The following is an 18,450-nucleotide window of genomic DNA, read 5'->3' on the forward strand; positions in this document are numbered from 1 at the left end:
GTTACGCCGGATCATCAGGCCGGCGGCGATCAGGATCGCGGCCCAGGCAAGCGCCGCCGTCACCAGGAGCGGAGCACCAGTGTCGGCGAGCCGGCCACCCCCGTCCCCGTCCCCGTCCCCGTCCCCGGGAGCGGGCGAGTTCGGGGCGCGGGAGGTGCCGGTGCACACAGTGCTGTCGCCGGGTTCGTGATTCGCGGCCAGCTCGGTGGCGGCGCAGCTGACGTCGTCGATCTTGTCGTCGTCGATGGCCAGTCGGTCCACGGGCTGGTCGCTGGTGTTGGTCACCACGTAGTCGTAGTAGGCCTGGTCGCCTGCCTTGTAGGTGCGGGTGTCGTCAACCTGCTCGTCCAGCGACAGGGTCACTTTGGTGCCCAGGGGCAGGTCGACGCTGGAGGGCGGCGAGGAGACCTGGGTGGTGCCGGCGCGTCCGTGGGGATCGGCGGTGTTGTGCAGGTAGCCGCAGACGACATCCGCCCGGGTCACCGTGTAGTGGGTCTGAGAAGCCCCGCTCAGGGCAGGTGAGTTAGTAGTCCCTGCGCTCAGGGAGGCCGACATGGCCGGGGAACGGCGCGCGTATCCGACCGACTTGTCCGACGTGGAGTGGGCGGTGTTGGCACCCCTCCTGCCGCTGCCGAAGCCCGGCGGCCCCCGAAGCATGAGCACAGGCAGATCGTCGATGCCCTGGCGTACTGGGTGCGGGCCAGCTGCGCCTAGCGGCTGCTGCCACACGACTTCCCGCCGTGGCAGACCGTCTATCACTACTGGTGGCTGTGGCGGATAGAGGGTCTCTGGGAGGAGATTCTTGCCAGGTTGCGGGAAAGGGAACGTACTGGTCAGGGGCGTCAGGCGACGCCAAGTGCCGGGGTGTTGGACAGCCAGAGCATCAAGGCCACCGAGCGTGGCGGTTGGCACGGGTACGACGGCGGCAAGGAAGTACTGGGCTTCAAGCGCCACCTCCTGGTCGCCACGATCGGCCTGGTGCTCGCGGTCTGCGTGAGCCCCGCGAACGTCAGCGACCGCGAGGGTGCCTCGGTGCTGTTGGCCCGCTGCCATGCTGCCCCGGCTGGAAGCAATCATCGATCAGCGGCAACACGCTGGCAGCGACCCCGCTCCCCAACGACGCCTCGACGACAACTGCCAACTGGTCATCGTCATGAGGTTCTGTTTGGACAAGGACGTTGAGCTCGTCTTCGGCTGACCATCGGACCGCAGATGTCCAGTACTCACGGGACAGCCCTTAGCGATCCGCATATACGAAGTGGCCCCCACTTGGCTGAGGGCCACTTCTCATAAATGAGTTACATACCGTGACTAGATATCGTCAGTAGTCAAACTGTGTGCCCACGCTGGTGACGCCAGCCCTGTTCGGTGCACCCTCGCAGCGCACCCCAGAGGTTTGATCGTTTCCCTTCCAGGGGCCGTAGAGGACCCACTTCTGTCCCCTGTCACCAATACAAGTGACGCGCACGCGGGCATGATCGCCCCAGCCCAGACCGTGGCATTTGGCGTACCCGGTGCCACCATCGGCACTCTTGCTGGTCGTGCAGGTGACATCCACACCCTGCGGGGCGAGGTCTTGAGCGCTGGCGGACGGCGCAAGGAGCAAGGAGCTCGCTATGAGCGTGCCACCCATGGCGGCAATCGCACCGTTTCTCATCTTCTTGAGCATACATTTCCCCTGAGCTGATGCGGGGGCCACGAAATTGTTGAGCCCCCGTGCGGATTGGTCTCCACGGGGGCTCTGCGTGTGTGTATTACTGAATAAGCCGACCCCCCGTGATCGCGCCGAACATTCATATCATCAACCTTCCAGTCGGGTCAACGCCTTACCAAGAAATCGCAAACTGCTCAATTAGCACCGCACAATCGCGCCTTATGTGTAATTTTGCAGCGATTGTGCAAATTATTCTCTATACGTCAGGCGGGCGACGCGCGAGCATGCAGGGCAGATTCCCCTGATGGGCGCGCGTTCCGCCCGCAAGTCACCACAGTGACGCGAAATAGAAAGTCGAGTACATAGACTACAAAGCGGACATCCATGACAATTTTCATTTAACACGAACTGAGCATTCCTATCCACTCGCATTGCGGAGTATTGACTTGGCCGTCGAGTCGATGATACGAATTCTAGGCGCGATCACGGGGGGTCGGCTTAATCAGTAATACACACACGCAGAGCCCCCGTGGAGACCAATCCGCACGGGGGCTCAACAATTTCGTGGCCCCCGCATCAGCTCAGGGGAAATGTATGCTCAAGAAGATGAGAAACGGTGCGATTGCCGCCATGGGTGGCACGCTCATAGCGAGCTCCTTGCTCCTTGCGCCGTCCGCCAGCGCCAGCCAGATGGGCACGCAGGCCACCGAATGCAACACCTGGAAGAGCAGCGATGGCGGCACCGGATACGCGAGGTGCTGGGGGCTCCAGCCTCTTCATCAGTTTCGGGTCAAGGTAACCTGTGTTGGCGACAGGGGGCAAAAGTGGAACCTCTCCGGTCCGCAAAAAAATAAAAGTGGCGAAACCTCCAGTGTGCGCTGCGCGGGTGCACCCGATAGGGCAGGCATCATCACGCTTTCCTACACAACGGGCAGCATAGTCTAGGAACAATATGAGTAACGGCCCGTCGCAGATCACTCGGCGGGCCGTTACGGGCTGCCCTGAGGTACGCTTACGTCGGTAAGTTGTAACCGTGCACAAGAGTGGGATATTGTCCCTTCGGGCGATCATTTCCGATAGATCGAGCAACCCTCGCTATTACACTTCAATTCGCTCATAGCGATTAGCACTCCAGCAGCACTTCGCTATTCCTGCTGGTCAGGCGCCTGATTTTGAGTGTAGTGGGGTGGTGTTCTGGCGGGTGCAGGATCGGTGGATTCGTGAGGTGTCCGGGTTCGGCTCCGGTAGTGGCAGTGGCGGGCGACGGCTTGACGGTGACGTCGCCACCTCGACCATCTCAGCGCGTGAACAACCCCGTGTTGATGGGGTGTTGGTCGGGGATGGCAAGCTGCCAGCAGCTTCTGGATTTCGGTCACGGTGAGGGACGTGAGCGTGCAGTGATCGTTTCTTCGGTCCCCCTTCCGATGGCCGCGGCGGCCATCGCGGCGAGGAATGCGTGGCGAGTATCGCGAGGGTGATGTGGCGGTACCAGCCCGGTTAGCGGCGGACTTCGTACTCGTCCAGGCCGCATTCGTTCTCGCGGCCTGGAAGCACTCTTCGATCGCCCAGCGGGATCCGGCGATCTGAACCAGTTCGGCGACGGTGGCGGCGATCGGTGCGCGGGCGAGGTAGTAGGCGATCTCGTCGGGCCGTTTGATACTGCGGCGGGCCAGCACCCAACGGCGGTGGGTGGGCTCATCGCCGTCGAAGAAGTCGATGACCGGCAACCTCGCCGAGGCCCAGTCGTAGACGCGCGGGCCCTTGGCACCGTCGCCTGCCGACAGTCGTGGCCAGACGTCATCGGGCGCTTCGGCGATGAGCTGGTCGATGCGCCAGATCCCGGCCAGCGACTTGATCTGCTGCAACTTGGGCACGGCCAGGACGTAGCCGACGCCGGCTTCCTCCAGGAAGCGGCGGAATCCCTATTCCTGGCCGTAGGCGGAATCCGCGATCACCCAGGCGATGTAGGTGGCGGGGACCGGCTGGGGGGCCAGGTGGGTCAGGGCCTGGTGGGCGCCGCTGCCGTCGCGGAAATCGACCAGCACCGTCAACTGCGGTTCCGGGGATGGGGTCAGACGTACCGTCACCGTGCGCCGCGAGAGTTCCAGTACCGTGACCGGTGCGAGCCCCGCGGCCAGGAACACCGACACCGCCAAGGGGACGAAGCCCCGCCGGCCCGTGCGCGCACCGCCACGCCGCAAGATGGAGATGCAGCGGATCCTATAGTCGTAATACGGGCATTACGCCTAATCAGGGCAAGTTTGGTGCGGCGCACCGGCCGACCGCACGGGGAAGCCCGCCGGAAACTTCCGCCCCGTCCGTGCAACTGACTGACCGATCCGTCTGTCTATCTCCGTATGAAGCACAGAGACATACGAAAAGGCGCAGTCGCGGTCGGGATCACCGCCCTGGTGCTCCCCCTGACGGTGGTACTCGGCGGCGCGGCCCCCGCCCAGGCGGCCTCGTGCTCGATGAGCACCGGCCCGTACCAGAAGCAGGTCGAGAAGTTCCTCGGCCGGCCGGTGGACGGAAAGCAGTCCGCCGCCGACTGCAAGGCCACCCGCGCCTTCCAGTCCAAGCACGGCATCACCCCGACCATCGGCTACGCGGGCTCCGTCACCTGGGGCGTGATGAGCCTGATGAACCAGCAGAAGGCCGCGGGCAAGACGCCCAACAAGGCCGGCAAGTGCCCCACCAACAAGGGCCGTATCGCCTGCGTCGACCTGACCCGCCAGCTGAGCTGGATCCAGGACGGCAAGAAGCTGGTGTACGGACCGGTCCCGATCCGCTCGGGCCGCAAGGGGTACGCGACCCGCACCGGTCTGAAGAAGGTCTACTGGCGCGACCTGCACCACGTCTCGTCGCTCTACAACGTGGCCATGCCCTACAGCCAGTTCTTCGACGGCGGTCAGGCCTTCCACTCGGTGAACCTGTCGATGTGGAACCCGCCGGGCTCGCACGGCTGCGTGAACATGACGTCCACGACGGCGAAGAAGTACTGGTCGCTGCTGAAGAAGGGCGACGAGGTCTACGTGTACGGGCGGAAGCCCGGGACCTGAGCCGCAAGCCCCGGGTCGATTGTCAGTGCCCTCCGGTAGGTTCCCAGTCATCGACCGATTCGCTGGGTTCCAGGCAAGGGGGGCGCTCCCGATGAGCGATCTTGCAGCACCGACACCGACCGACCTCGACGCCCGACTCGAAGGCCACCGCCGGGAGTTGACCGGCTACTGCTACCGGATGCTCGGCTCGGCCTTCGAGGCGGAGGACGCGGTCCAGGACACGATGGTGCGGGCCTGGCGGAGCTTCGACCGCTTCGAGGGGCGGTCCTCGCTGCGCTCCTGGCTGTACCGCATCGCCACCAACGTCTGCCTGGACATGCTGAACGCGGGCAACAAGCGCGCCCGCCCCATGGACCTCACGGAGTCGACGCCCGTCGCCCAGGCGGCGCTCAACTCCCGCCCCGAGGTGACCTGGCTGGAGCCGGTCCCCGACGGCCGGGTGCTGGCCTCGGTCGAGGACCCGGCGGAGACGGCGGTGGGCCGCGAGACGATCCGTCTGGCGTTCATGGCCGCGCTCCAGCACCTGCCCCCGAAGCAGCGGGCCGTGCTGATCCTCCGCGAGGTGCTGGCCTGGAAGGCGAGCGAGGTGGCGGAGCTCCTGGAGACGACGGTCGCCTCGGTCAACAGCGCACTGCAGCGAGCCCGTTCGACCCTCGCCGAGGCCGGCCCGACCGCGACGGACACGGCGGACCCGCTGGACGAGGAGCAGCAGAAGCTGCTGGCCCGCTATGTGTCCGCCTTCGAGGGGTACGACATGGAGGCCCTGACCGCCCTCCTCCACGAGGACGCCACGCTCTCCATGCCCCCGTACGACCTGTGGCTGCAGGGCCACGACAACATCGTGGGCTGGATGCTGGGCGTCGGCGAGGTCTGCCGCGGCTCGCGCCTGGTCCCGGTGGTCGCCAACGGGACCCCGGCGTTCGCGCACTACCACCCGAGCGCGTCGGGCGAGGGCTTCGACCCGTGGGCGCTGATGGTCATCGAGATGACGGAGGGAAAGGTCAGCGGCATCACGTCGTTCCTGGACGTGGACCGCTGGTTCCCGCTCTTCGACCTGCCCGCGAAGCTGGACGCCTGACGGCCCGACCCCTCGTCAGTATATATTGGATCATATATACTGGCACATAAAGTGATGCACATAGGAGGTGGGGAGATTGAGCCGGACAGTCATCGACCTCGACGACGACGCGCTTGAAGCAGCCGCCAGGGAACTCGGAACCACGACCAAGCGCGACACCATCAACACCGCGCTGCGCGAGATCGTCGACCGCAACCGCCGCCTGCGCGCGCTCCATGAGCTGCAAGACCTCACCCAAGAGGGGGGCCTCGATATGGAGATCCTCCTCGACAAGCGCAACTACCGGGGCGGATCGGGTCGTTGAGCGTCGCCGACTATCTCATCGACACCTCGGCTCTCGCACGCCTCCTGCTGCGTCAGGCCACCGAAGACTGGGAACACCGCGTCGGCGCAGGCCTCGTAGCCCTGTGCGATCTGACCGAGTTGGAGCTCCTCTACTCGGCCCGTTCCGTGAAAGACCGCGACATCGTCCGGGAGCGCCTGTCTCAGTTCACCTGGTGCCCTATGCCGGACGGCATTTACCGGCGCGCCCGCAACATCCAGGAGCAGCTCACCTCGAAGGGTGAGCACCGCAGCGCCGGGCCTGTCGACCTCCTCCTGGCAGCAGTGGCCGAGCAGTCCGGGCTGACACTGCTGCACCACGACCACGACTTCGAGACCATTGCCCGCACCACCGGTCAGCCCGCCCGAATGATCGACCTGAGATAGACAGGCCACTGCCTAGGAGTTGTCGCCCAGCCCCACCAGGTCGAGGAGTGCTTTCAGGCCTGGTGGTACGTCGCGCAGCCGCAGGACGCTGCCCAGTTCGCGTGCCGTGAGGCGCAGGCGGGCGATTGCCTCCACCGCGGCCAGGCCCGGGTCGGTGAGGACGCCGACGTCGCAGGTCACCTCGGGCGCCCCCGTTCCGTACAGCAGGATCCGCAACTCCTCGCACAGGCAGGGCACATCCTCCCGGGTGACCGGGCGGGTGATGACGAGGACGAGCGGTTCGGTGGCCTTCACAGGGATACAGACCGGGGCGGGGTACGGAACTCATCGCCGTACCCCGGCCAGTCTCACATCCTGATCAGGCGATGCGGTCCAGGACGATCGGGGACGCCGTGAACTCCGTGCCGGGCGCGGCGATGTCGTACGCGCCGGTCAGGGACTCCAGGGCGTACTCGAACCGCTCCGGGGTGTCCGTGTGCAGGGTCAGCAGCGGCCGGCCGGCCGTGACCACGTCGCCCGGCTTGGCGTGCATCTCGATGCCCGCGCCCATCTGGACCACGTCCTCCTTGCGCGCCCGGCCCGCGCCGAGCCGCCAGGCGGCGACGCCGACTCCCAGGGCGTCCAGGCGGGTCAGCACGCCGGTGGACGGGGCCATGACGACGTGCGTCTCACGGGCCACCGGCAGCGCCGCGCCCGGGTCGCCGCCCTGTGCCGCGATCATGCGGCGCCAGGCGTCCATCGCCGAGCCGTCGGCCAGCGCCTTTGCCGGGTCCGCGTCCTTCAGGCCCGCCGCGTCCAGCATTTCGCGGGCCAGGGCGAGGGTCAGCTCGATGACGTCCGCCGGGCCACCGCCCGCCAACACCTCTACGGATTCGCGGACTTCGAGGGCGTTCCCGGCCGTCAGACCCAGCGGGGTGGACATGTCGGTGAGCAGCGCGACGGTGTGCAGGCCGTGGTCCCTGCCGAGGCCGACCATCGTCTCGGCGAGCTCGCGCGCCTTCTCGATCTCCTTCATGAAGGCGCCGGAGCCGACCTTCACATCGAGGACGAGCGAGCCCGTCCCCTCGGCGATCTTCTTGGACATGATGGAGGAGGCGATGAGCGGAATGCAGTCGACGGTGGAGGTCACGTCGCGCAGCGCGTAGAGCTTCTTGTCGGCGGGCGCGAGGCCGCTGCCGGGGGCGCAGATGACCGCGCCGACGTCCGTGAGGGCACGCATCATCTCCTCGTTGGAGATGTCTGCGCGCCAGCCGGGGATCGATTCGAGCTTGTCGAGCGTGCCGCCCGTGTGACCGAGCCCACGGCCGCTGAGCTGCGGTACGGCGGCTCCGCAGGCCGCGACGAGGGGCGCCAGCGGGAGGGTGATCTTGTCGCCGACGCCGCCCGTGGAGTGCTTGTCGGCGGTGGTGCGGGGCAGGGTGGAGAAGTCCATCCGCTCGCCCGAGTTGATCATCGCGGCGGTCCAGCGGGCGATCTCGGCGCGGTCCATGCCATTGAGGAAGATCGCCATGGCCAGGGCGGACATCTGCTCGTCGGCGACCTCGCCACGCGTGTAGGCGTCGATGACCCAGTCGATCTGCTCGTCGCTGAGGCGCTCGCGGTCGCGCTTGGTGCGGATGACGGAGATGGCGTCCATGGTCATGGAGCGGTGTTCCTTCCAGGGCGTGTGTCTATGCGCGTAGATCACCTATCCGAGCAGACCCGCGCGCCTATGACAAGGGGGTCGGGGGCACGCGGCCTTCGGCCGCGTCGTCCTCAATCGCCGGACGGGCTTGATTTGCCCTCGGTCGCCGGACGGGCTTGGGGCATTTTCAGCCCGTCCGGCGATTGAGGACAACAGGCGCTGGCCAGCGCCTCGGTCGGGGTCGGCGCTATGCGGACAGGTGTTGGGGGCCGAAAGCATCCGGGAGCATCTCCGCCAGGGTGCGGACCCCCGACGAGGTCTCCAGCAACAGCTCCGGGCCCCCGAACTCGTACAGCAGCTGACGGCAGCGCCCGCACGGCATCAGCACCGCGCCCTTCCCGTCCACGCACGTGAAGTGCGTCAGACGGCCGCCACCCGTGGCCTGCAGCGTCGAGACCAGGCCGCACTCGGCGCACAGACCGAGTCCGTACGAGGCGTTCTCCACGTTGCAGCCGGTGATGGTGCGGCCGTCGTCGACCAGGGCCGCCGCGCCGACCGGGTAGTGCGAGTACGGCGCGTACGCGCGGGACATCGCTCTGCGGGCCTCCGCCCTCAGGGCTTCCCAGTCGACGCTGTCCGTCACTTGCCCTGGCCCTTCCGGTAGCGCATGCCGTCTGCCTTGGGCATCCGAAGGCGCTGCGCGGACAGCGACAGCACCAGCAGCGTCACAATGTACGGCGTCGCGCCCACGAAATCGGACGGGACATCATCCGTCACCAGATACCAGACCAGGACGAGCACGGCCACGACGCCGCTGATCGCGCCCTGGAGCATCGCCTTCTTGTACAGCTTCCAGACAGCGAGCAGCACCAGCAGGACGACGATGAGCAGCAGCAGCGCGTGCACCGTCTCCCCGCCGTTGCGCAGTTGCAGGGCGTCGGAGAAGCCGAACAGGCCCGCGCCCATGGCGAGCCCACCTGGCCGCCAGTTACCGAAGATCATCGCCGCGAGGCCAATGTAGCCACGGCCGCCGGTCTGGCCCTCCAGATAGATGTGCGAGGGGACGATCGCCAGAAACGCGCCACCAAGACCAGCCAGCCCGCCGGAGATCGCCACAGCCGCGTACTTGTACGTGTAGACGTTGACGCCCAGCGATTCGGCGGCGATCGGGTTCTCGCCGCAGGAGCGCAGACGCAGTCCGAAAGCCGACTTCCACAGCACCCACCAGGTACCGATGAAGAGCAGTGCGGCCAGGATCGTCAGCACGGAGACGTCAGTGACCAGACCGCCGAGAATGCCGGCCAGGTCGGAGACGAGGAACCAGTGGTGCTTCTCGATACTGGCGAGCCCGCTCGAAAGTCCGGGGACGGTGAAGTCCGGCATGGAGTCGACGGGTGGAGACTGCTTGGGGTTACCGCCCTTGGCCATCGCATCGCCGTGGTTGAAGAACACCTTGGCGAGGTACTGCGTGACGCCCAGCGCAAGGAGGTTGATGGCCACACCGGAGACGATGTGGTCCACGCCGAAAGTGACGGTGACGATCGCGTGGAGCAGACCGCCCAGCATGCCGAAGGTGACACCGGCGAGGAGGCCGAGCCAGGGGCTGGACTGCCAGCCGATCCAGCCGGCACCGAACGTACCGAGGATCATCATGCCTTCGAGGCCGATGTTGACCACTCCGGCCCGCTCGGACCAGAGCCCGGCCAGACCGGCGAGGCCGATCGGGACGGCGAGGCCCAGCGAGGCGCTGATCTGCCCTTCGGAGGTGAGCTGGTCCGCGCCGGTGATGACGCGGACGAGCGAGAGCAGTACCAGGGCTCCCGCGACGATCAGCAGGATCTTCGCGAGGGAGAGCTTGGAGCGGCCCGACCGAGAGCCCGGAGCCTTGGGTGCCGCCGGGGGGGGCGGGGCCTGGGTCATGGTGGCGCTCATGCCGTCACCTCCTTCTTGATCGACCGGGCGGCCTGCGCCGCCAGTTCGGCGCCGACCCTCTGCTGCTGGCGCTTGAGTCCGTAGCGGCGTACGACCTCATAGGCGATGACGACGCACAGGACGATGACGCCCTGGATCACGCCGAGGATCTCCTTGTCGTACCCCATGAATTCCAGGTGGTTGGTGGTGCGCTCCAGGAAGCCCCAGAGCAGCGCGCCGAGCGCGATCCCGACCGGGTGGTTACGGCCCAGCAGGGCGATGGCGATACCGGTGAACCCGATGCCCAGCGGGAAGTCGTTGCTGTACATGTGGCTGTCGTTCAGCAGCGTGGGCATACCGATGAGACCTGCCATGGCGCCAGAGATGATCATGCTGGTGGCGATCATCTTCTTGACGCTGACGCCGCTCGCGGAGGCCGCGCTCTCGGACTGGCCGACGGCGCGGAGGTCGAAGCCGAAGCGCGTGCGCCCCAGGACGAACCAGTACGCGAGCCCTGCCAGCGCCGCGATCACGAAAAAGCCCCACAGCACGCCGGCCGGACCGGTGTCGATGGAGAAGAACCACGACGACTTGGGCAGCGGCTTGGTGGAGACGAGGGTGCCCGCGTCGTCGAGCTGGCCGAGCCGACCGGGCTGCATCAAATAGCCGATCACCGCGGTGGCGATGGCGTTCAGCATGATGGTCGAGATGACCTCGCTGACGCCCCTGGTCACCTTCAAAATGCCTGCGATGCCCGCCCACATGGCGCCGACGAGCATCGCGGTGGCAATCATCAGCGGGATCTGGACGATGCCCGGGAGCGAGAGCGCACCACCGACGACCGCGGCGAAGAAAGCGGCCATGCGGTACTGGCCGTCGACGCCGATGTTGAAGAGGTTCATCCGGAAGCCGATGGCCACCGCGATGCCCGCGAGGTAGTAGGTCGTCGCCTTGTTGAGGATGTAGATCTGGCTGTCGCTGGCCGAGCCGTAGCTCAGCATGTCGCTGAAGGCGGCGAACGGGTCCTTGCCGGTGGCCAGGATGACCAGGGCAGTGACGACCAGAGCGGCGACGACTGCGAGTACGGGCGCGGCCAGCGCCAGGATCAGCCGCTCCTTGTCGATGCGCGCGGTGAACTTTTTCATCGGTCCTCTCCCCCGGTCCCGTCCTGGTGCTCCAGGTGGCCGCTGGCGGCGCCCGTCATCGCGGAGCCGAGTTCTTCGGGGGTGATCGTTGCGGGGTCTGCGTCGGCGACCAGTCGGCCCCGGTACATCACCCGCAGGGTGTCGGACAGGCCGATCAGCTCGTCCAGGTCGGCGGAGATCAGGAGGACGGCAAGTCCCTCCCGGCGCGCTTCACGGATCTGGTCCCAGATCTGTGCCTGCGCGCCGACGTCCACACCCCGGGTGGGATGCGCGGCGATCAACAGCTTGGGTTTGTGGCTCATCTCGCGTCCGACGATCAGCTTCTGCTGGTTGCCACCGGACAGGGAGGCCGCGGTGACGTCGATACCGGGGGTACGGACGTCGTACTCACGCACGATCCGCGCGGTGTCGACGCGCGCAGCCTTGGCGTCGATGAGGCCGTGCTTGGAGTTGGGGCGCTCGGTGACATGGCCGAGGATGCGGTTCTCCCAAAGCGGCGCTTCGAGGAGGAGCCCGTGGCGGTGGCGGTCCTCGGGGATGTAGCCGACGCCACCCTCGCGACGCTTGCGGGTCGGTGCGTGTGAGATGTCGGCGGTGCCAAGCGTGATGACACCGCCGTCGGGGTCGCGCATGCCCATGATCGCTTCGACCAGCTCGGCTTGGCCGTTGCCCTCCACCCCCGCGATCCCCAGGACTTCGCCCTGGTGGATGGTGAAGGAAATACCGGAGAGCACTTCGCGTACGACACCGTCGGTGTCCGTGGCAGTCAGCCGCAGATCGTCGAGGGTGAGCATGGGGATGTCTGTGACCGTCGACTCGCGGGTCTCCGGGGAGGGCAGCTCGCTGCCGACCATCAGCTCGGCGAGCTGCTTGGAAGTCGTGGTCTTCGGATCTGCGGTGCCCACCGTCGTGCCGCGCCTGATGACCGTGATCTCGTCGGCGACCGAGAGCACCTCACCCAGCTTGTGCGAGATGAAGATGACGGTCAGGCCCTCGGACTTGAGCTCGCGCAGGTTGTCGAAGAGTGCATCGACCTCCTGCGGGACCAGGACCGCGGTCGGCTCGTCGAGGATCAGGGTGGTCGCGCCGCGGTAGAGGACCTTGAGGATCTCCACCCGCTGGCGGTCGGCGACGCCGAGGTCCTCCACGACGGCATCCGCGCGTACCCCGAGTCCGTACGCGTCGGATATCTCCTGGATCTTCTTCCGGGCCTTGTTGCCGATACCGTAGAGCTTCTCGCCGCCGAGAACGACGTTCTCCAGGACGGTGAGGTTGTCGGCGAGCATGAAGTGCTGGTGCACCATGCCGATGCCGCGCACGATGGCGTCCGCGGGGCTCGCGAACGTCGCCTCCGCGCCGTCGACCGTGATCGTTCCCTCGTCAGGCTTCTGCATGCCGTAGAGGATCTTCATCAAGGTCGACTTGCCGGCTCCGTTCTCACCGCAGAGCGCGTGCACGGTGCCCTTGCGGACAGTGATGTCGATGTCTTTGTTGGCAACGACACCGGGGAAGCGTTTGGTGATGCCGCGCAGGACGACGGCGGGAGGGCTGGACGCGTTGATGGCGCACTCTCCTCAGTGGAAGGAGTGGTGGGGCCGCGAGGGCCCGGCGGAGGCGGGGGTGCGGTGACGCTAGCGCGTCAACTCCGCGCTACACGCGTAGAGTTGACACATTGTTATGGGCCCGGCGAAAGGGAGGCCACTCCCCTCGCCGGACCCTCGTCACGCTGCGGTGCGGGGTAGGTCAGGGAGTGGTCTTGACCTTGACCGTACCGTCGATGATCTTCTTCTTGGCCGCGTCGATCTTGACCTGGATGTCGTCGATGAAGCCACCGCTCGTGACCAGGGAGACACCGCCGTCGGCGAGCGCGTAGGTGTTGGTACCGACCTTCGGCTTGCCGTCGTGGACGGACTTGACCAGCTCGTAGACACCGATGTCGACGTTCTTGACGACCGAGGTCAGGATCGAGCTCTTGTACTTGGCCAGCGAGGCGATGTTGTACTGGTCGGAGTCGACGCCGATCGCCCAGGTGCCCTTCTTGCCGTTCACGGCCTCGATGGAACCGTTGCCGGAAGAGCCCGCTGCCGAGTAGATCACGTCGGCACCCTTGTCGAGCATGCCCTGCGCAGCGGCCTTGCCCTTGTCGGGGCTGGCGAAGCCGGAGGTGTCCGAACCGTGGCTCAGGTACTGGTTGTCGACCTTGATCGACTTATCCGTGTCCTTGACGCCCTGGTTGAAGCCCGCCTCGAATTTCTTGATCAGCGGAACGTCCACACCGCCGATGAAGCCGACGTGGTGCGACTTGGTCTTCAGCGCGGCGGCGACGCCCGCGAGGTAGGAGCCCTGCTCCTCGGTGAAGACGATGTTGTCGACGTTCTTCGCGTCTACAACCGAGTCCACGATGCCGAAGGTGAGCTTCGGATACTTGGTGGCGACCTGCTTCATGGAGTTGGCGTAGGCGTAGCCGATGCCGACGATCGGGTTGTAGCCCGCGTCCGCGAGGTCGGTGAGGCGCTGCACCCGGTCGGCCTCGGTGTCGGTCGTCTTGGCGGTCAGCTCCTTGAGCTCACCACCGAACTCGGCCTTGGCCTTGTCCATGCCGCGCGCGGCGGAGTCGTTGAAGGAGTGGTCGCCACGGCCGCCGACGTCGTACGCGACACCGACCTTGACACCGTTCTTGCCTGCGGAGGAGGACGAGCCGTCGGTGGCCTTGTCCTTCTCGTTCGAGGTGGAACCACACGCGGAGACGGAGAGTGCGAGCGCGGCGGTGGCTATGCCACTGGCGGCGATCTTGGTTACCCGGCGCAAGAGGAGGTCCTTTCAAACCAAACCCGAAGCGCCTCTTCTGGCGCTGGTTTTCGCCGCGATCGTAACGCGCGTAGATGTCAGTTAAAGACCCGTTCGGAAGCTGTTATCGGATCGAAGCGAACGGGCGGCAATGCCGACACCTACGCATCGTGTCCGTCGGGCACCGTCCCAGCGGCACCCAGGACGGCACCTGCCTCGAACGAGCGCCCCCGGGTCGACGGGCCGCCACTGCGATGAAGCCCTTCGGGGCGACGACAAAGCCGGCCGCACGGTGGGAGCGGGTGGTGGGGCTTCCGGGAGCATCGTCGAGCAGCACCTCCTCGGTCGGCTGAGAAAACAAGCGCACCGTGTTCGCGGCCCTTGCTGATCGAGAACGTCCAAGAACGGCCCTGCGCCCTCCGCGGGGGAGATCTCTTCCTTGTCGGGCTACGACCGGCTCACCTGTCGAGAGTAGGTCCCGCAGGGGCCGACTGCCAGAAGTTCGACGATCCGGGCCGTGGGGATCAGAGCTCTTTGCGCCTGCGAGGGATTGTCTGGCTCGCCCAGACATCCTTACCTATGACTGAATTGTGGCGCCTGAGTCATTTTAAAAGTAGCGGCGCTTCGGAGCATGGTGAAATCTTGACTCCGGAAGAGGGCCTTCTATCTTCGGAACCCCTTGCAGTGACCACTGAAACGGGTTAGACAGATCTCGAACGCAAATTTGGGCTCACCGGTGACCACTCGACGACCAGCGAGATGGTGAGCCCTGATGGCCGAACGGGGGATCAGTGGACGACATGTCTCGGCATGCCCACTTCCCCCGATGGAGGGGGAAATGTGACGCGATACATCACAGGCTCGATCATTGCCGGGCTGCTGTCGGTGGCAGCTGTGGGCGGAGTCCTTGTGGCACCTGCCAGTTCGGCTAGCGCTGACACCAGGGTTACACCCAAGACCATCAGCTATAAGTGCTCTTCCTGGAAGAATGACGCCGGAACCATCGGCTACGCCGAGTGCACAAACCTCGCGAACATTGACCGCTTTCGGGCCAAGGTGACGTGCATCAGCTACACGGGCGCCCAGCACATCGAGTATGGCGCATGGGTCGGTAACAACAAAAAGTCGAGCCACAAGTGCGCGGGTGCCGATGCCGGTCAGGCCGGCGTATATCACACGGGCTACCAGGTGGATTTGGGCTAGCTGAGGCATTTCGCACCTCACTCACACGAAATATCACGGGAGAACCATGAAGTCACTCACAAGACTCTCAGCAGTTGCCGCGGCAATCATCGGCCTGGGCGCGACGGGGCTGACACTAGCGCCGTCTGCATCTGCTGAGTCGTTCCAGCCCCAAAGCGTGGACTGCAACACGTGGACCAACGGTGCCGGGACCATCGGCTACGCGCACTGTTCCGGACTCGGCCACATCGGCGCCTTCCGAGTCAAGGTGACCTGCATCAGTTACACCGGAGTCAGGCACTTCGAGGTCGGTCCCTGGGTCGCCAACAACAAGACTTCGAGCCACAAGTGCGCCGGTGCCGATGCTGGCCAAGCCGGTGTCCTCACAGTCGGCAGCGAGATGGAAGACTGATCTCTCCGTCTCATGATCCCTGGGTATCCGACTATCCTTCGGATACCCAGGGCTGCTCACCTATATTTCCATGAGCAGAAATAATTAAGCCAACTAAAACCTCGCCTGAGCGATGACTTTGAGAACGCCCGCTTGCCCGGCATCGGCACCGGCACACTTGTGGTACGAAGTGTACTTACTGTCAACCCACGAACCGTACTCGATATGACTGGCTCCGGTATAACTGATACAGGTTACTTCGACTCGAACGGAACGGACTCCGGAGCATTTCGCGTAGCCGATGGTCCCTGCACTGTTCTTCCAAACCTTGCAAGAGGCAGCCTGAGGCGAGACGTCGGCAGAAGCGGGCGGCGCGAGCAGTATCCCCGTGGCACCAAGACCGACAATGGCGACGGCAGATGTCGCAATTCTGGTGAATGACTTCATAGTTCTCTCCTGACACTCGTATGAGTGGGGGGAACCAGCTTTGTACTGCGTCATTGATTCCGTCCTGTCGATACGGAGCCATGCCGTCCACTGATCCCCCGTCGGCCATCAGGGCTGACCGTCTCGTTGGTCAGTGAGTATTCACAGGCCAGCCCATATTTGCGTTCGAGATCTATCTAACCTCATCGAGCAAGCGCTGCAATAGGTTACGCAAATGGATGCCCCGGAACGGAGCCAAGAACCTACCATGCACCGAACCCCGACATGGGATTCTGGGGACTACGTCATTCACCTTTCGCCACGGGATCAGCCTTCACCGTCCAACAGCGCTGCCGCGGTGAAGAGTTCGACCCCCACGGTGATCGAGGTCTCGTCCGCGTCGAAGTCCCCCCGGTGCAGATCCCCGCGGGCGCTGTCGCCGGGTGTACGGACGCCGAGCCTGGCCATCGCACCGGGCACCTTCTCCAGGTACCACGAGAAGTCCTCGCCGCCCAGGCTCTGCTCCGTGTCCTCCACGGAGTACGCCCCGCGCCTGGCCACCATCGCGTCGCGCAGCAGTTCGGTGACGGCGGGGTCGTTCACGACGGGCGGCACGCCCCGTACGTACTCGACGACCGACTTGGCCCGGTGCAGATCGGCGATCTCGACGATCGCGGCATGCACCAGATCGGGTGCGTCGTGCCATGCCTTGAGGTCCAGGCAGCGCACGGTGCCCGAGAGTTCGGCGTGCTGCGGGATCACATTGCACGCGTGCCCGGCCTCGATGCGCCCCCAGGTCAGCGCGAGCCCCGACCTTGCGTCGATGCGCCGGGACAGCAGGGCGGGCACCTCGGTGGCGACCTTCGCGGCCGCGGTGACGAGGTCGGTGGTGAGGTGGGGCCGCGCGGTGTGCCCGCCGGGTCCGTCCAGGGTCACTTCGATCCGGTCGCAGGCGGACGTGATGGGTCCGGTACGCAGCCCGATGCGGCCCGCGTCGACCTTGGGGTCGCAGTGCACCGCGATGATCCGTCCGACCCCGTCAAGGACCCCGGAGTCGATGGCGTCGGGTGCTCCCCCGGGCAGCACCTCCTCGGCCGGCTGGAAGACCAGGCGCACCGGGTGCGGCAGCAGCCCCTGCCGGTCGAGCGCGGCGAGGACGAGTCCGGCGCCCAGGACGGTGGTGGTGTGGATGTCGTGTCCGCAGGCGTGCGCCCGGTCGGGGACGGTGGAGCGGTAGACACAGTCGGTCTTGGTGTCCGGAATGGGCAGTGCGTCGATGTCCGCGCGCAGGGCGAGCATGGGCCGTACACCGTCCCAGCTGCCGATGTCGCACATCAGGCCGGTGCCGGAGTCCAGGACACGCGGTACGAGACCGGCCGCCTCGAGGCGCTTCTTGAGCGCGGCGGTGGTCCGGAACTCCTGATTGCCGAGCTCAGGATGCATGTGCAAGTCGCGTCGGAAGGCGATGAGTTCGGCGCGCAGCTCGGTGGGCAGCGTGCCGAGGAGGGGTGCTCCGGCGTCGGACTCGGCATCGGGCTCACGGGACATCAACTGGTTCACCTGTTGAAGGGTAGGCCCCGAAGGGGTCCAACTAACCCTCGATCAACAAAAGTTCAGCCGCATAGGCGAAGGTTCGGTCACCTCCCGATGCATGAAGCATCACCATGATGGGTACGGTTTTCGGTCTTCCACCCTGGTCAGCCGCACTCCGCCCCACCGCGGACCCGCCCGGAGACGCATCGCACCGCCCCGCGCGAGCTGCGTCACACCGGCTCCGCGGCCCTCCCCGGGACCCCAAGATCCGCGCACAGCCCGTTCCCTGCTGCGATATAGAGTCCCCGCTTGCACGGTTGTTTACTTCAACACCAGGGGTGGGGCATGGGAGCACGGGCTGTCCGAAGACCTGTCGGACGCGGACGCGTCTGGATCGCGGTCGGGGCTGTTGTCGTCGGCGGGGCAGGGATCATGACGGCCACTGTTTTCGCCCCCGGCGACAGCGGATCCACGGCCGGTAAATCGGCCGCGCAGAAGCCGGTGTCCAGCGCCGTGCAGGCGCTGCAGCTGAGCGGCAAGGACGGCAGGCTCACGCTGCCGAAGCGCGACACCGAGCAGTTCGGTCTGGTCGGCGTGACCTGGACCAGCCCGAAGGCCAAGCTCGACGCGGACATCGAGGTACGGACCCACCGCCTCGCCACCGGCGCCTGGTCCGACTGGCACAGCGTCCAGGCCGAGAACGACGACGCCCCCGACGCGGGCGCCGAGCCGAACGCCCGCGGCGGCAGCGCACCTCTGTACGTCGGCCTCTCCGACGGCGTCCAGGCCAGGGTGACGTCGAAGAGCGGCGCGACCGGCATCCCGGCGGGCCTGCGCCTCGACCTGGTGGGCGACAAGCAGCAGAAGACCTCGGTGAACGTGGCGATGGCCCCGGTGGCGTACGCGGCGGACGCGGCCGACGCCGACGCGACGGAAACCCCGTCCCCCGGCC

The 18,450-nt window shown here is 65.9% G+C and carries 17 protein-coding genes and 3 pseudogenes; 9 read left to right on the forward strand and 11 right to left on the reverse strand.

What is annotated here, in order from left to right:
* A pseudogene (locus tag J0695_RS05835) lies at positions 1-483 on the reverse strand (hypothetical protein); the annotation flags it as partial.
* A 381-nt stretch (positions 484-864) separates the two neighbouring features.
* Here J0695_RS05835 and J0695_RS45600 point away from each other — a divergent pair.
* Positions 865-1,182: a transposase gene (locus J0695_RS45600; RefSeq protein WP_372445707.1), complete on the forward strand. Its 318-nt coding sequence runs from the start codon at positions 865-867 to the stop codon at positions 1,180-1,182.
* A gap of 139 nt (positions 1,183-1,321) precedes the next feature.
* Here the strand turns inward: J0695_RS45600 and J0695_RS05845 are convergent, their stop codons facing one another.
* Positions 1,322-1,669 carry a hypothetical protein gene (locus J0695_RS05845; protein ID WP_206960756.1) on the reverse strand — a complete coding sequence of 116 codons (348 nt, stop codon included), beginning with the start codon at positions 1,667-1,669 and terminating at the stop codon, positions 1,322-1,324.
* 579 nt (positions 1,670-2,248) lie between these two features.
* Here J0695_RS05845 and J0695_RS05850 point away from each other — a divergent pair.
* Positions 2,249-2,599: a hypothetical protein gene (locus tag J0695_RS05850; RefSeq protein ID WP_206960757.1), complete on the forward strand. Its 351-nt coding sequence runs from the start codon at positions 2,249-2,251 to the stop codon at positions 2,597-2,599.
* Between the two features lie 427 nt (positions 2,600-3,026).
* Here J0695_RS05850 and J0695_RS05855 read toward each other — a convergent pair.
* A pseudogene (locus tag J0695_RS05855) lies at positions 3,027-3,636 on the reverse strand (IS701 family transposase); the annotation flags it as partial.
* 375 nt (positions 3,637-4,011) lie between these two features.
* Here J0695_RS05855 and J0695_RS05860 point away from each other — a divergent pair.
* From J0695_RS05860 to J0695_RS05875, 4 genes are all read left to right on the forward strand, one after another.
* Complete coding sequence (locus J0695_RS05860; protein WP_206960758.1) at positions 4,012-4,713, forward strand: L,D-transpeptidase family protein; 702 nt, start codon at positions 4,012-4,014, stop codon at positions 4,711-4,713.
* Between the two features lie 91 nt (positions 4,714-4,804).
* A complete protein-coding gene (locus J0695_RS05865) occupies positions 4,805-5,791 on the forward strand; it encodes a sigma-70 family RNA polymerase sigma factor (RefSeq protein ID WP_206960759.1) in 987 nt (328 codons plus the stop codon).
* A 76-nt stretch (positions 5,792-5,867) separates the two neighbouring features.
* On the forward strand, positions 5,868-6,095 hold the full coding sequence (locus J0695_RS05870) for a type II toxin-antitoxin system VapB family antitoxin (RefSeq protein WP_206960760.1): 228 nt from the start codon (positions 5,868-5,870) through the stop codon (positions 6,093-6,095).
* Positions 6,092-6,499, forward strand: coding sequence for a PIN domain nuclease (locus J0695_RS05875; RefSeq protein WP_206960761.1), 408 nt, complete (start codon positions 6,092-6,094; stop codon positions 6,497-6,499). The genes J0695_RS05870 and J0695_RS05875 overlap by 4 nt, the downstream gene beginning before the upstream one ends.
* Before the next feature lie 12 nt (positions 6,500-6,511).
* Here the strand turns inward: J0695_RS05875 and J0695_RS05880 are convergent, their stop codons facing one another.
* From J0695_RS05880 to J0695_RS05910, 7 genes are all read right to left on the reverse strand, one after another.
* A complete protein-coding gene (locus J0695_RS05880) occupies positions 6,512-6,793 on the reverse strand; it encodes an STAS domain-containing protein (protein ID WP_206960762.1) in 282 nt (93 codons plus the stop codon).
* A 64-nt stretch (positions 6,794-6,857) separates the two neighbouring features.
* Positions 6,858-8,141 carry a thymidine phosphorylase gene (locus J0695_RS05885; protein WP_206960763.1) on the reverse strand — a complete coding sequence of 428 codons (1,284 nt, stop codon included), beginning with the start codon at positions 8,139-8,141 and terminating at the stop codon, positions 6,858-6,860.
* A gap of 229 nt (positions 8,142-8,370) precedes the next feature.
* Positions 8,371-8,766, reverse strand: coding sequence for a cytidine deaminase (locus J0695_RS05890; protein ID WP_206960764.1), 396 nt, complete (start codon positions 8,764-8,766; stop codon positions 8,371-8,373).
* Positions 8,763-10,055: an ABC transporter permease gene (locus J0695_RS05895; protein ID WP_206960765.1), complete on the reverse strand. Its 1,293-nt coding sequence runs from the start codon at positions 10,053-10,055 to the stop codon at positions 8,763-8,765. The genes J0695_RS05890 and J0695_RS05895 overlap by 4 nt, the downstream gene beginning before the upstream one ends.
* Positions 10,052-11,179 carry an ABC transporter permease gene (locus J0695_RS05900; RefSeq protein ID WP_206960766.1) on the reverse strand — a complete coding sequence of 376 codons (1,128 nt, stop codon included), beginning with the start codon at positions 11,177-11,179 and terminating at the stop codon, positions 10,052-10,054. Before J0695_RS05900 ends, J0695_RS05895 begins: the two co-directional genes overlap by 4 nt.
* A complete protein-coding gene (locus J0695_RS05905) occupies positions 11,176-12,711 on the reverse strand; it encodes an ABC transporter ATP-binding protein (RefSeq protein WP_242552264.1) in 1,536 nt (511 codons plus the stop codon). The genes J0695_RS05900 and J0695_RS05905 overlap by 4 nt, the downstream gene beginning before the upstream one ends.
* A gap of 211 nt (positions 12,712-12,922) precedes the next feature.
* Entirely contained in the window at positions 12,923-13,987 is a 1,065-nt protein-coding gene (locus J0695_RS05910; RefSeq protein WP_206960767.1) for a BMP family lipoprotein, read from the reverse strand.
* Between the two features lie 819 nt (positions 13,988-14,806).
* On the opposite strand from J0695_RS05910, the gene J0695_RS05915 reads away from it, so the two are divergent.
* Together J0695_RS05915 and J0695_RS05920 are read left to right on the forward strand one after the other, a co-directional pair.
* Positions 14,807-15,169: a hypothetical protein gene (locus tag J0695_RS05915; protein ID WP_206960768.1), complete on the forward strand. Its 363-nt coding sequence runs from the start codon at positions 14,807-14,809 to the stop codon at positions 15,167-15,169.
* 157 nt (positions 15,170-15,326) lie between these two features.
* On the forward strand, positions 15,327-15,560 hold the full coding sequence (locus tag J0695_RS05920) for a hypothetical protein (RefSeq protein ID WP_206960769.1): 234 nt from the start codon (positions 15,327-15,329) through the stop codon (positions 15,558-15,560).
* 732 nt (positions 15,561-16,292) lie between these two features.
* Here J0695_RS05920 and J0695_RS05925 read toward each other — a convergent pair.
* On the reverse strand, positions 16,293-17,513 hold the full coding sequence (locus J0695_RS05925; RefSeq protein WP_206960771.1) for an amidohydrolase: 1,221 nt from the start codon (positions 17,511-17,513) through the stop codon (positions 16,293-16,295).
* Between the two features lie 417 nt (positions 17,514-17,930).
* On the opposite strand from J0695_RS05925, the pseudogene J0695_RS05930 reads away from it, so the two are divergent.
* Positions 17,931-18,450 (forward strand): annotated as a pseudogene (locus J0695_RS05930) (N-acetylmuramoyl-L-alanine amidase); the annotation flags it as partial.

The organism is Streptomyces beijiangensis (assembly GCF_017315755.1).
Classification (GTDB): domain Bacteria; phylum Actinomycetota; class Actinomycetes; order Streptomycetales; family Streptomycetaceae; genus Streptomyces; species Streptomyces beijiangensis.

Bases quoted from the DNA above. Each gene is read 5' to 3' on its own strand.
- J0695_RS05865 (WP_206960759.1), top strand. From the start codon at position 4,805: ATGAGCGATCTTGCAGCACCGACACCGACCGACCTCGACGCCCGACTC.
- J0695_RS05885 (WP_206960763.1), bottom strand. From the start codon at position 8,141: ATGACCATGGACGCCATCTCCGTCATCCGCACCAAGCGCGACCGCGAG.
- J0695_RS05860 (WP_206960758.1), top strand. From the start codon at position 4,012: ATGAAGCACAGAGACATACGAAAAGGCGCAGTCGCGGTCGGGATCACC.
- J0695_RS05845 (WP_206960756.1), bottom strand. From the start codon at position 1,669: ATGCTCAAGAAGATGAGAAACGGTGCGATTGCCGCCATGGGTGGCACG.
- J0695_RS05850 (WP_206960757.1), top strand. From the start codon at position 2,249: ATGCTCAAGAAGATGAGAAACGGTGCGATTGCCGCCATGGGTGGCACG.
- J0695_RS05900 (WP_206960766.1), bottom strand. From the start codon at position 11,179: ATGAAAAAGTTCACCGCGCGCATCGACAAGGAGCGGCTGATCCTGGCG.
- J0695_RS05895 (WP_206960765.1), bottom strand. From the start codon at position 10,055: ATGAGCGCCACCATGACCCAGGCCCCGCCCCCCCCGGCGGCACCCAAG.
- J0695_RS05925 (WP_206960771.1), bottom strand. From the start codon at position 17,513: ATGTCCCGTGAGCCCGATGCCGAGTCCGACGCCGGAGCACCCCTCCTC.